This is a genomic window from Jingyaoa shaoxingensis (assembly GCF_014385005.1).
Lineage (GTDB): Bacteria > Bacillota > Clostridia > Lachnospirales > Lachnospiraceae > Marvinbryantia > Marvinbryantia shaoxingensis.
Map to the genome: position 1 here is coordinate 178,571 of NZ_JACRSZ010000003.1, position 12,356 is coordinate 190,926.

Sequence of the window (12,356 nt, forward strand, 5' to 3'; positions counted from 1 at the left end):
CGGTGCGGATCAGTCTCTATTCTTCCACTGTCTCTTCTGCCGCTTCATTTGCAACGGTTTCTATCATACCCGGCTCTGTCTTCAGATCCATTGCCAGCTTTGCCTCCATTTCCTCAGCCTCTTCTTCTGCTGTCTCTGGCATGATCTTCAGAAGTCCTTTGTTCAGTTCATCTACCGCAATGCTCAGTGGCTTGTGAATCTTCGGCATAGACATCGGATCTTTTCCGTCGATAATCTGTCTTGCTCTCTTTGCAGTTGCAAGAACGATAGAATAACGGCTGTTAACTACCGGGGTATCACCGTCTTCTACCTCGCTGTTTACTACTTTAATTAATTCTGTGTAAGATGGATGTAACATAAATTTTTCCTCCTCAAATTTTTATAAAAATCTTTTTAGATCTTCTTTTAATGTATCAATAAATTGTCTTCTCTGGTCTACTCTGTGGTGCTGGCTCTGAATAATCTCATGAGTTTCTTTCACACAGGTTTCCAGATCATCATTCACAATCAGATAATCATACTGTTCAATAAACTCAGCTTCTTCTACAGCACGGTGCAGGCGTTTTCTGACTACTTCATCTGTTTCTGTTCCACGTCCGCGAAGTCTCTCTTCCAATACAGATGCACTTGGCGGTACCATAAAGAGAAGCAGTGTATCCGGGAATTGTTTTTTGATCTTCAACGCTCCCTGAATCTCAATTTCGAGAATCACATCTTTTCCATTCTCTAACTGCTGCTGTACATATTCCTTCGGTGTACCGTAATAGTTCTCCACATAGGATGCATATTCAATCAGGCGGTTTTCATGAATCATCTCTTCAAATTCTTCTTTTGATTTAAAGAAATAATGCACTCCGTCTACCTCTCCTGGTCTTGGTGATCTGGTCGTTGCTGACACAGACAATGCATAATTGTCATACTTTTCCAACAGTTCATGCACCAGAGTTCCCTTCCCGGTACCTGCAAATCCTGAAATAACCAGTAAAATTCCCTTTGATCTACAACTCATCTGTCTCTCCCTTCAGCTCATCTGCATTAAAATGAAATCTTTTCACCAGTGTCTCCGGCTGCAGCGCAGACAAAATTATGTGATCTTCTTCTGTGACAATCACGGATTTCGTTCTTCTTCCCTGTGTTGCGTCAATAACTTTTCCAATCTGTTTGGCATTCTGTACCATACGCTTTACCGGTGCTGCATCCGGACTGACCACTGCGATCACCTTGGCTGTATTGACTACATTACCAAATCCGATATTCATTAATCTTGCCAAAAAAATCTACCCCTATTCGATATTTTGTATCTGTTCCCGTACTTTTTCGATCTCTGTCTTTAAATTAATGGCACGGTTGGATGTTTCCAGGTCATTGGCCTTTGACAAAATTGTATTCGCCTCACGGTTCATCTCCTGGGCAAGAAAATCCAGCTTTCTTCCTACACTGCCGCCACTCAGGAGTTCTTCTCTCATGCTCTCAATATGGCTTCGCAGACGTACAGTCTCTTCATCTGTACAGATTTTGTCAGCAAAAAGAATTACTTCTGCAGCAATCCTTCCTTCTTCCATCTGCGCATCCCCAAGCAGTTCCTCTACTTTCATGGTCAGCTTCTCCCGGTATTCTGCCATAATCTGCGGATAGCGGTCTTCGATCGCATCCACGTCCTTAATCATACCATCCAGCTTATCATAGAGATCTTCCTTTAGCCTCTCTCCCTCTGTGATACGGCTCTCTACGAACTTCTCGCAGGCTTCCTTCAGTGCTGACTCCAAAACAGCCCATATCTCTTTTTCATCTACAGTCTGTTCTTCCATAGTAAAAACTTCCGGGCATCTGCCAAGTGCGCTCACACTGATATCATCTCTCAGGCCAAAAGTCTCTGTCATCTGACGGTAGTACTTCAGATACTGTGCTGCAATTGCTTCATTGTATTTTAAAGATACATTCTCTTCTGTGAAATCTTCATATGTAATAAAGACATCTACCTTGCCTCTCTGAATATAATTCTTCAGAAAGGTACGAATAGCTGATTCAAAGAAACTGAGTTTCTTCGGCATCTTAATGGTGACATCAAAATATCTGTGATTCACAGCTTTCATTTCCACTGTAAATTTGCGGTTTCCCTGCAGATTCTCCGCTCTGCCGAAACCTGTCATACTTTTTATCATGATATGTACTCATCCTTTTCGTTTTATGACATACTCAGCCACGTTAAGTTATTATAAATCAATTTACAGTGGCAGTCAATTGGATTGTTTTTATTTTATGACACTTACTTTGTAACTTCCTGTATCCCGGTAATATCCGTCGGCACCAGCATGGAATAATTTGTGTGATAGATGACAAATCCAGGTCTCGCACCGGACACCTTCTTGACAAACTTACGTTCCACATAATCTACTTCTGCCTTTTCTGCTTCTCTGTTTTTCGAATAATATGCTGCCAGCCTGGCTGCTTCTTCAAAAGTCCTATCCGGAAGTTCTTCTCCGTTGGTCTTCACTATCACATGGGAACCAGGACACCCCTTTGCATGGAACCACCAGTCATTTCCCACAGCAGTCTTGAATGTAAGATCTTCATTCTGGAAATTATTTTTTCCCACATAGATATCATATCCGTCTGAGGAAACATAATGAAACGGTCTGGATGTGATCTTCACTCTTTTTCCTGTATAATGTCTCCTGATATAGCCATACTCCGTAAGTTCTTCTTTAATCTGTACCAGGTCTTCTTCTGAACGTGCGATATCCAGAGCCGTACTGATGGATTCCAGATGTTCGATCTCACCTTTTGTCTCCTCTGTCAGTTTTACAGATGCCTCCCAGGTACGCTTTAACTTATTATACTTTTCGAAATAATGCTGTGCATTCTCCTGGGGAGATTTTGTATCATCCAGCGGAATGGTAATCTCTTTGTTATCGTAGTAATTTAGGCAGGTCAGCTTCTTCGCCCCTTCTTCCAGGTTATATCCATAGGTGTTAATCAGTTCTCCGTAAATCCTGAATTTTTCTCTTTTCTCGGTATCCTTCAGTTGCTTCTGCTGCAAATCATACTTTTTCCGGTTACGGTCCAGTGCTGTCTGAACAATTCTGCGCAGATCCGCAGATCGCTGACGGATACGGGTAATTACATTCCTCGTTGCGTAATAATGCTCCAGCATACCGGAAACTGTATCAAACTTCTCCTCTGTAAAATCGTCATACTGACTCAGATGCACCACACTGAAATCCACAGGAACCTGACCTTCATATACTATATTCGGTGCCAGCTGACCGGATTTTACTGTATCCACCACCAGATCAAACTGATGCTCCAGATGGGTCAGTTCTGTTTCTGAAAAACTGTTGGCACTTCTTCCGGAATCCAGAGAAGCGCGGTGACAGATCTCCTCTGCAATCAACGGACTGATTCCTGTCATAGAACAATAAATGCTTTTTGCCAGTGGCATTGGCTTGGAAGAAACCGCAGCAATAAACTCGCTGCTCTTATAATTCAGTGGATTAAGTTTTTCCTGAGTCTCCGGAATAAAATAAGACCGCCCCGGAAGAACCTCCCGGACAGAGCTGATCTGGGAGGAAATATGCTTGATGCTGTCTATGATCATTCCTTCTTCATTACAGAAAATGATATTAGAATGCTTTCCCATAATCTCCACAACCAGAGTTTTATGACACACATCTCCCAGTTCATTCAGATGTTCTATCTCAAAATTAATAATACGTTCCAGTCCAGGCTGCCAGATTCTGGTAAATTTTCCGCCCCCAATGTGCTTACGCAGCAACATACAAAAATTAGGTGCCGTCATAGGTGCCGGTTTATTCTGTTCTGTAAAATAGATCAGCGGGAGGCTGGCTCCCGCAGAAATCAGCAGCCGGTACTGCTGACGTCTTTCACTTTTTATGGTAAACATCAGCTCATCTGACTCCGGCTGTGCAATTTTGCTGATTCTTCCGCCCAGGATACAGGTATTTAACTCCTGTACCATTCCGGCAATTACAAGTCCGTCTAATGCCATAAGCATATTCCTCGTCTTTCTAAAAATATCTCGAACAAGAATACTAAAAAAGTATCTTGGTAAAACAGCCCGAAACTTTTCTGTAAAGCTTCAGGCTGTTTGTATGTCATTCATAATTATACTGCTTATTTCTGTACGATATTGATAATCTTCTTCGGTACATAGATTTCTTTTACAATGGTACCTGTGAGCTTATCTGCAATTGCTTCTTTTCCTGCTGCGATAGCGGTTTCTTTGTCTACATCCAGCGGAAGTTTTACAACTGCCTTTGTCTTACCGTTAATCTGAACCGGAAGTTCAATGGTATTCTCAATGGTCTTAGTCTCTTCGAATTCCGGCCATTTCTGCTGATAAAGATGTCCTTCAAATCCGCATGCCTGCCAGATCTCCTCTGTAATATGCGGAGCCACCGGATTCAGCAATGTCAGGAAAGTCTTGTATTCTGCATGATTGATGCCGTCTTTTGCGAAATCATTCAGCAGAGCCATCAGCGCTGCAATGGCTGTATTGTATTTCAGATTCTCAAAGTCATTGCTGACTTTCTTGATGGTCTGATGCATCTTTGTCTCATAATTGCTTCTGTAGGTATCGCCTTCTGTCAGTACATCCTGCAGTTTCCATACTCTTTCCAGGAATCTGCGGCATCCTTTTACACCATTTTCTGACCAGGAAGCACTTAGATCAAAGGCTCCAATGAACATTTCATAAGTTCTTAAGGTATCTGCGCCGTAATCCATTACGATATCATCCGGATTTACTACATTTCCTCTGGACTTAGACATCTTTTCACCATTCTCACCAAGGATCATACCATGGGAGGTACGCTTCTGATATGGTTCAGGAGTCGGCACTACGCCCTGATCATACAGGAATCTGTGCCAGAATCTGGAGTACAGCAGATGAAGGGTTGTATGCTCCATACCACCGTTGTACCAGTCAACTGGCAGCCAGTATTTTAATGCTTCCGGACTAGCCAGTGCTTCTGCATTAGTTGGATCTGTATAACGCAGAAAATACCAGGATGATCCGGCCCACTGAGGCATAGTATCAGTCTCTCTCTGTGCAGGTCCTCCACAACAAGGGCAGGTAGTGTTTACCCAATCTTTCATGGCTGCCAGAGGTGATTCTCCGTTATCGGTCGGCATATAGCTCGCTACATCCGGCAGTTCCAGAGGAAGTTCGCTTTCAGGAAGTGGAACGTAACCACATTTATCGCAGTGCACAATCGGAATCGGTTCTCCCCAGTAACGCTGACGTGAGAATACCCAGTCTCTTAACTTGAAGTTGGTCTTGCCTCGACCGATCTTCTTTTCTTCCAGGAACTCGATCATTTTCTTCTTGGCGTCTGCCACTTCCATTCCATTCAGAAAATCAGAGTTAACCAGTTTACCAGTTGCTACATCTGTAAAAGCTTCTTCCTGTACGTTTTCTCCCCCTGCTACGACTTCAATAATTGGCAGGTTGAATTTCTTTGCAAATTCCCAGTCACGAGTATCATGAGCAGGCACTGCCATAATAGCACCTGTTCCGTAACTCATCAGTACATAATCAGATACCCAGATCGGGATTTCTTTTCCATTAACCGGATTGACTGCCTTCAGCCCTTCAATTACTACACCTGTCTTATCCTTTGCCAGTTCAGAACGTTCGAAATCAGATTTTCTTGCTGCCTGTTCCTGATATGCATGAATCTCATCCAGATTCTGAATATCTGTCTGGTATTTTTCTAACATCGGATGTTCCGGAGATACTACCATATAGGTTGCTCCGAACAGAGTATCCGGTCTTGTAGTATAAACAGTCAGATAGTCGTCTTTTCCTGCGATGGCAAAGTCGACTTCTGCACCCTGGCTCTTACCGATCCAGTTCTTCTGGGACACTTTGACACGTTCGATATAATCCACATGATCCAGACCTTCCAGGAGCTTGTCTGCGTATTCTGTAATCTTCAGCATCCACTGACTCTTTACCTTACGCACCACCGGCGCTCCGCATCGTTCGCAGACACCATTTACCACTTCTTCGTTTGCCAGCCCCACCTTACAGGATGTACACCAGTTAATCGGCATCTCACTCTTATAAGCCAATCCTGCCTTAAACAGCTTCAGGAAAATCCACTGTGTCCATTTGTAATACTGTGGATCTGTAGTATTGATCTCACGATCCCAGTCGAAGGAATAACCAAGAGAATGGAGCTGTTCCTTGAATCTTTTTACATTGTTCGCCGTAACAATCTTCGGATGAATCTTGTTCTTAATGGCGTAGTTCTCTGTCGGCAGACCAAATGCATCCCATCCCATCGGATAAAGTACATTGTATCCCTGCATTCTTCTTTTTCTCGCCACAATATCCAGTGCGGTATATGGTCTTGGATGTCCTACATGAAGTCCCTGTCCTGATGGATATGGGAATTCAACCAGTGCATAATATTTTGGTTTTGTGTAATCATTTGTTGCTGCAAATGCTTTTTCATCATCCCAGATCTTCTGCCACTTCTGTTCAATGGCTCTGTGATTGTATGGTACAGCCATTCCTTTTTCCTCCTATATTTCATACAGTTTCCTGTAAATTTTCGCTTTTTTAATTCTATGCTTTTCCCCGTAGTTTGTCAAGCACTGCGCAGGTTTGAGCCTACTGATAATCAGATATGACAATCTGAATGCTTCTCTGCCCCCGGTATTCATTAATCGTCGGATAGTATATCACAGAAAGTGTGATACCGGTCTTCCGGTTTTGGAACAACTTCTCTGTCTCAGCATATCCATATTTATCCTCCAGATAAGTCCGAAATACTTCCACATCTCCAAAATACAGAGCGTCCATTACGATACCGGATGTGTCTGTCACTTGCATTTTTATTACATTCCGATTCTGTCCCAGGATTCTTGCACCAAGGATACTTACATCTTTCTCAGCAAAGACCGGCTTTTTATTGGCAGTGCCAAAAGGTTCCAGCACATTCAATTCTTCAATCAGATGTTCTGTAATATAACTGATCGGCATTGGCACATCAATGCAGATCTTTTCCGTCAAATCTTCTTCTGTCAAATGTGCGGCAATATTTAAGCGTTCCCTCAAAGGCTGGATATTCTCCCTCTCCAGAGAGCAGCCAGCAGCCATAGGGTGTCCTCCATAATTCAAAAACAGGTCATCACACTTCTGCATCTCTTCGAACATGGAATACCCTTCTATGGATCTTCCAGAACCCTTCACTGACTTTTCTCCATTTGTCAGTACAAAAACAGGACGATAATAGCGTTCCCTGATTCTTCCTGCAATGATACCGGCAATGCTCTCATGACAATCCGGCAGATATACAATCAATACCTTATCATCTTTTAAAGAAGTACTCTCAATCTGTTTTACTGCTTCTTCGTACCCCTGTCTGGTCAGTTCCTTACGCTCTGTATTCAGGCTCAGCAGTTCTTCTGCCAGAACTTCCGCCCTTTCCCCGGATCCACACAGAAGCAGTTCCAGTGCCTTTTTTGCGGTAGTAAGACGGCCACTGGCATTGATACATGGGCCGATTACAAAACCAATGTGATAGGAATTGATCTCTCTGTCTTCCAGTCCATTGACACGAATCAATGCCTTTAGTCCTATATTCTGCGTATGATTCAGCCGTTTTAATCCCTCTTTCACAATAATGCGGTTCTCACCCGTCAGCTTCATCACATCTCCCACTGTGGCAATAGCGGCATACTCAATCAGATTCTCTATCTCTCTGTCTGGAAAGCTCTTTTTCCGGTATAATTCCTGCATCAATTTGTAAGCCACTGCCCCTCCACACAGATCTTTATATGGATAAGGGCAGTCTGGCTGATGAGGATTCACTACAACATCTGCATCCGGAAGAATCGCGTGAACTTTTCCATCCTCTTCTCTTGTTCGAAGTTCATGGTGGTCTGTCACAATCACTGTCATACCCAGCTTTTTGGCATACGCAATCTGGTCTATGGCAGAGATCCCATTATCACAGGTCAGTATCGTATCGATTCCATCCTCCCACGCATTTTGCACAAGCTGTTCATTGATCCCATATCCGTCGCGGATACGATCCGGAATCTCATAATCTACGATCGCACCGCATTTTTTCAGTCCTGTATACAGGATATAGGTAGCCGTCACCCCGTCTATATCATAATCCCCAATAATTCGAATTGCTGCCTTTTCTTTCATTTTGAAAAGAAGCAGATCTGCAGCCTCCCCAATTCCTTTCATTTCTTCCGGATCATGCATATCTGCAATGGTCCCGTAAAGATATTCCCGCAGTGCATCATCACCTGTCACATCACGGTTACGGATCAGTCTGGCCGTCACCTGGTCAATATGATATTTCTCACCTATTGCCTTAAAATCTGCCCGTTTGGCAGCTACTACCCACTTTTTCATATTTCTCCTCGCTTATCTCTCGTCTGATCTTTTTCCAGTCAGGACGCTTCTGATAAACGTAAATATCCTTCACATTTATCAGAAACGCCCCGGCATTGCTGTCGGGGCGGCTGTCTGTTTACTGCTTATTTTTTCTTTTTGTCTTTGATCTTTGTCTTCATTACATACCACAGTGGACCAGTAATACATACAGATGAATAGCCACCGCAAAGCACACCTACCATCAATGGAAGTGCGAATTCACGTATGGAGCTTACTCCCATGATAAACAGGATCGCGATCATAACAAAGGTTGTAAATGAAGTATAAATACTTCTGGTCAGTGTCTGTGTGATACTGGTATTTACAATATCCTTATAATCCTTGCCCTTCATCAGCTTCATGTTCTCTCTGATACGGTCAAAGATAACAATGGTTGCATTGATGGAATAACCTACCAGAGTCAGCATGCAGGCAATAAAGGTATTACCTACACTGATCCACAGTACAACATAGCACATCAATACTACCAGCACATCATGTATGAGAGCAATTACTGCACTGGTTGCAAAACGTACATCTTTGAAACGGAACCAGATATATAACAGCATACAGATGGTTGCAATGATAACTGCTACTATTGCATCTGACTTCATCTCAGCACTTACAGTGGAGGAAATACTTTCTTCAGAAATAGTTGACTCGTCTACACCGAATTCATCTACCAGCTTCTGTTCCAGTTTCTGTCTCTCGTCTACCGATAATTCTCTTGTCTTAATAATAACCTGATTGCCACCTGTTACCTTCTGCATCTGAATGTTTGCATCCTTGGTTACCTCCTGAACAACCGGTGCAACCTTTGCATCCAGTTCTTCAATAGAGAAATCTTCATTGAATGTAACCGTGGTAGAAGTACCGCCCATAAACTCAAGGCTGTAATTCAGAATTTTGCCGTCATTCTTTTCATGCATCAGCATTCCTGCCGGTCCGATCAGAATCACTACAATAGAAAGAATAAAGAAAATCTTGCTCTTTCCAACAAAATCAAATGCTTTTCTTTCCTTGGCTCTTCCATAGAACTTCTCATCCTTCACGCCAAGTGTATAAACAGCATTTACAATCAGTCTGGACACTACCAGAGCCGTAAACATGGATAAAACAATACCAAGTGCCAGAGTCTGTGCAAATCCCTGTACACTTCCGGTTCCCTTATATGCCAGGATAGCTGCCGCAATCAGTGTGGTAATGTTACCATCCAAAATAGCAGACAGTGCCTTCTGGAAACCAATCTTAATGGCAGTCTTGACTGTCTTACCGTCTGCGATCTCTTCACGGATACGTGCGTAGATGATAACATTGGCGTCTACCGCCATACCAATGGAAAGAATAATACCTGCAATTCCAGACAGAGTCAGCGTCAGGTCAAAGGCATTCAGGCATACCAGAATCAATCCTGTATAAATCAAAAGGGAAACACTGGCTATAATACCCGGTACCAGATATACGATGCACATAAAAATCATAACGATCACCAGACCAATTGCTCCTGCCTTGATACTGGTACTGATTGCCGCAGATCCAAGCTGCGCTCCTACTACATTAGAACGAAGTTCTTCCAATTCCAATGACAGGGAACCAATACGGATCGAAGATGCAAGATTTTCTGCTTCCTCACGGTCCGCCATACCAGTGATCTGTGCCGTACCTCCGGTAATGTGGGCCTGTACAGTCGGTGCACTGATCACCTGATTATCATAAATAATATAGATGCGTTTGCCGATGTTCGCTTCAGTAGCATCTGCGAACTTCTTTGCTCCTTCGTCTGTTAACTGAAGTTCTACTACATTCTGTGAATTGCCAAGGCTGTCTGCAGAGGTCGCTGCCTGAGCAGTCTGCACATCTGTTCCTTCAAGGACTGTTGTTCCGTCTTCTGTCTGGAATGACAGGGAACCCGGCTTACCAAGTTCTTCCAGAATCTTGTTGGCATCACTTACACCAGGAATCTCGATATTGATACGGTCATCACCTTCCTGGTAAACCTGTGCTTCTGTACTGTATCCGGCAACACGCTGCTGTAGTTTGTAGATGGTGTCCTTCATATCTTCAGATGAAGGTGTTCCATCGCTGATTGCACGATATGTAATGCTGACACCACCTGACAGATCCAGTCCGGTAATAATATTTCTGGCTGCACCGGTTCCTGTCGGACCGAAGCCAACAATGGTGGTAAATGCCAGTAATATCGTAAGAACAACGGTGCCAATCACCACTGCAATTGATTTGTTCTTATTCATGTTCTTTTCCTCTTTTCTATTATTTAGAGACACGCAGCTAACGGCTTATTCTGCATCTGCCAGCGCTGCCTTGATCATGATAGCACATTCGATTCTCTTCTGCTGGAGCTTGCATCCGATATCATATGCATCATTGATACTTCCGTGGAAATTGTAAGAATTAGCTGCACAGCCACCGCTGCAGTAAAATCTTGCAAAACAGTCACGGCACTTCTCTTTTGCATAAACATTGCAGCACTTAAATTCATCACGGATATCCAGTCTCTTAAGTCCTTCATCTACATTGCCCATCAGGAATTCTTCCTGACCGACAAACTGGTGACATGGATAAAAATCTCCCCATGGAGTCACTGCCAGATACTCTGTACCCGATCCACATCCGGACAATCTCTTATAAACACATGGTCCACCGGTAAGATCGATCATGAAATGGAAGAAATTAAATCCTCTTCCTTCTTTTTCACGCTTAATCATCTCTTTTGCCAGCTTATCATATTCCTCACAGATCTTCGGAATATCTTCTTCACGTATACTGTAGTCTTCGGATTCCTGAGCTACTACCGGTTCTACGGAAATCTGTTTAAATCCCAAATCCGCCAGATGGAGCACGTCTTCTGCAAAGTCCAGATTGTTGCGGGTAAAAGTCCCTCTTACATAGTACTTTTCCTGATTTCTGCTCTCTGCAAACTTCTGGAACTTCGGAATGATCAGATCATAGCTTCCCTTACCGCCACGGAAAGGACGCATGAGATCATGAATCTCTTTTCTTCCGTCTATGCTCAGTACCACATTTGCCATCTCTTTGTTACAGAATTCCATAACCTCATCATTCAAAAGTACACCATTGGTTGTCAGTGTAAAACGGAACTTTTTGTCATGAAGCTTTTCCTGTTCCCGTCCATATTTTACCAGATCTTTTACTACCTGCCAGTTCATCAGCGGTTCGCCGCCGAAAAAGTCTACCTCCAGATTCCGTCTGCTTCCGGAATTGGCGATCAGGAAATCCAGTGCTTTTTTCCCCACTTCAAAACTCATCAGAGCTCTTCTTCCATGATACTCGCCTTCTTCTGCAAAGCAATACTTACAGGCAAGATTACAATCATGTGCAATATGAAGGCACAGAGCTTTTACCACAGTCTGGCGTGCCTTAAAATCAATGATGGCATCCCGGTAGATATCCTTTGTAAACAGCTGACCGGCTTCTTCCAGTTCATGGCACTCAGTGATAGCTTCTTTTATATCACTTTCCGGATAGGCACTTTTCAGTTCCTGACAAATGGAATTGCTGTCTTTCCCCTGGTCAAGCAGTCCGATGACATCGTATACCAGATCATCCACAACATGCACTGCCCCGCTGTTGGTATCCAGCACAATGTTATATCCATTATTTTTATACTGATGTATCACTATTTGTCCCCTTCCATTATTAACCGATAATAAGCAGCGAATAAACATCCGCTGCTTATCTCTTAAATCTTATTTTTCTTTTCTTATTTTGCGTTCTCGCAGCTCTGATTTCCTACTGTACAGGATGTCTTACATGCTGACTGACAGGAAGTCTGGCATTCTCCACAACCGCCTTTTTTCAGTGTTTTCTGCAGGCTCTGTGTATTTAATGTTTTGATGTGTTTCATAAAACTTGTCCTCCAAACTTATATTTTTAGCTAATTTAGTATACCATG

The 12,356-nt window shown here is 43.1% G+C and carries 10 protein-coding genes; all 10 read right to left on the reverse strand.

The window, feature by feature from the left end; translation table 11 throughout:
* Positions 1-16: 16 nt before the first annotated feature.
* Positions 17-358 (reverse strand): DNA-directed RNA polymerase subunit omega, encoded by a 342-nt coding sequence (gene rpoZ / locus H8716_RS04730; RefSeq protein ID WP_249307372.1) that lies wholly within the window; start codon positions 356-358, stop codon positions 17-19.
* A gap of 21 nt (positions 359-379) precedes the next feature.
* Positions 380-1,009 (reverse strand): guanylate kinase, encoded by a 630-nt coding sequence (gene gmk, locus H8716_RS04735; RefSeq protein WP_249307373.1) that lies wholly within the window; start codon positions 1,007-1,009, stop codon positions 380-382.
* A complete protein-coding gene (locus H8716_RS04740; RefSeq protein ID WP_283242963.1) occupies positions 999-1,271 on the reverse strand; it encodes a DUF370 domain-containing protein in 273 nt (90 codons plus the stop codon). Before H8716_RS04740 ends, gmk begins: the two co-directional genes overlap by 11 nt.
* Positions 1,272-1,283: 12 nt before the next feature.
* Positions 1,284-2,162, reverse strand: coding sequence for a YicC/YloC family endoribonuclease (locus H8716_RS04745; RefSeq protein WP_249307374.1), 879 nt, complete (start codon positions 2,160-2,162; stop codon positions 1,284-1,286).
* A gap of 104 nt (positions 2,163-2,266) precedes the next feature.
* Positions 2,267-4,009, reverse strand: a complete 1,743-nt coding sequence (locus H8716_RS04750) for an Rqc2 family fibronectin-binding protein (RefSeq protein WP_249307375.1) — start codon at positions 4,007-4,009, stop codon at positions 2,267-2,269.
* Positions 4,010-4,134: 125 nt separating this feature from the next.
* Entirely contained in the window at positions 4,135-6,540 is a 2,406-nt protein-coding gene (leuS, locus tag H8716_RS04755; RefSeq protein ID WP_249307376.1) for a leucine--tRNA ligase, read from the reverse strand.
* Between the two features lie 100 nt (positions 6,541-6,640).
* A complete protein-coding gene (gene recJ, locus H8716_RS04760) occupies positions 6,641-8,401 on the reverse strand; it encodes a single-stranded-DNA-specific exonuclease RecJ (RefSeq protein ID WP_249307377.1) in 1,761 nt (586 codons plus the stop codon).
* Positions 8,402-8,526: 125 nt separating this feature from the next.
* Complete coding sequence (gene secD / locus H8716_RS04765) at positions 8,527-10,674, reverse strand: protein translocase subunit SecD (RefSeq protein WP_249307378.1); 2,148 nt, start codon at positions 10,672-10,674, stop codon at positions 8,527-8,529.
* Positions 10,675-10,719: 45 nt separating this feature from the next.
* Entirely contained in the window at positions 10,720-12,081 is a 1,362-nt protein-coding gene (scfB, locus tag H8716_RS04770; RefSeq protein ID WP_249307379.1) for a thioether cross-link-forming SCIFF peptide maturase, read from the reverse strand.
* 83 nt (positions 12,082-12,164) lie between these two features.
* Complete coding sequence (gene scfA / locus H8716_RS04775; protein WP_117449070.1) at positions 12,165-12,308, reverse strand: six-cysteine ranthipeptide SCIFF; 144 nt, start codon at positions 12,306-12,308, stop codon at positions 12,165-12,167.
* Positions 12,309-12,356: the final 48 nt, after the last annotated feature.

Coding starts and splice junctions, on each gene's coding strand:
- rpoZ (WP_249307372.1), bottom strand. CDS start 358: ATGTTACATCCATCTTACACAGAATTAATTAAAGTAGTAAACAGCGAG.
- gmk (WP_249307373.1), bottom strand. CDS start 1,009: ATGAGTTGTAGATCAAAGGGAATTTTACTGGTTATTTCAGGATTTGCA.
- H8716_RS04745 (WP_249307374.1), bottom strand. CDS start 2,162: ATGATAAAAAGTATGACAGGTTTCGGCAGAGCGGAGAATCTGCAGGGA.
- H8716_RS04750 (WP_249307375.1), bottom strand. CDS start 4,009: ATGGCATTAGACGGACTTGTAATTGCCGGAATGGTACAGGAGTTAAAT.
- leuS (WP_249307376.1), bottom strand. CDS start 6,540: ATGGCTGTACCATACAATCACAGAGCCATTGAACAGAAGTGGCAGAAG.
- recJ (WP_249307377.1), bottom strand. CDS start 8,401: ATGAAAAAGTGGGTAGTAGCTGCCAAACGGGCAGATTTTAAGGCAATA.
- secD (WP_249307378.1), bottom strand. CDS start 10,674: ATGAATAAGAACAAATCAATTGCAGTGGTGATTGGCACCGTTGTTCTT.
- scfA (WP_117449070.1), bottom strand. CDS start 12,308: ATGAAACACATCAAAACATTAAATACACAGAGCCTGCAGAAAACACTG.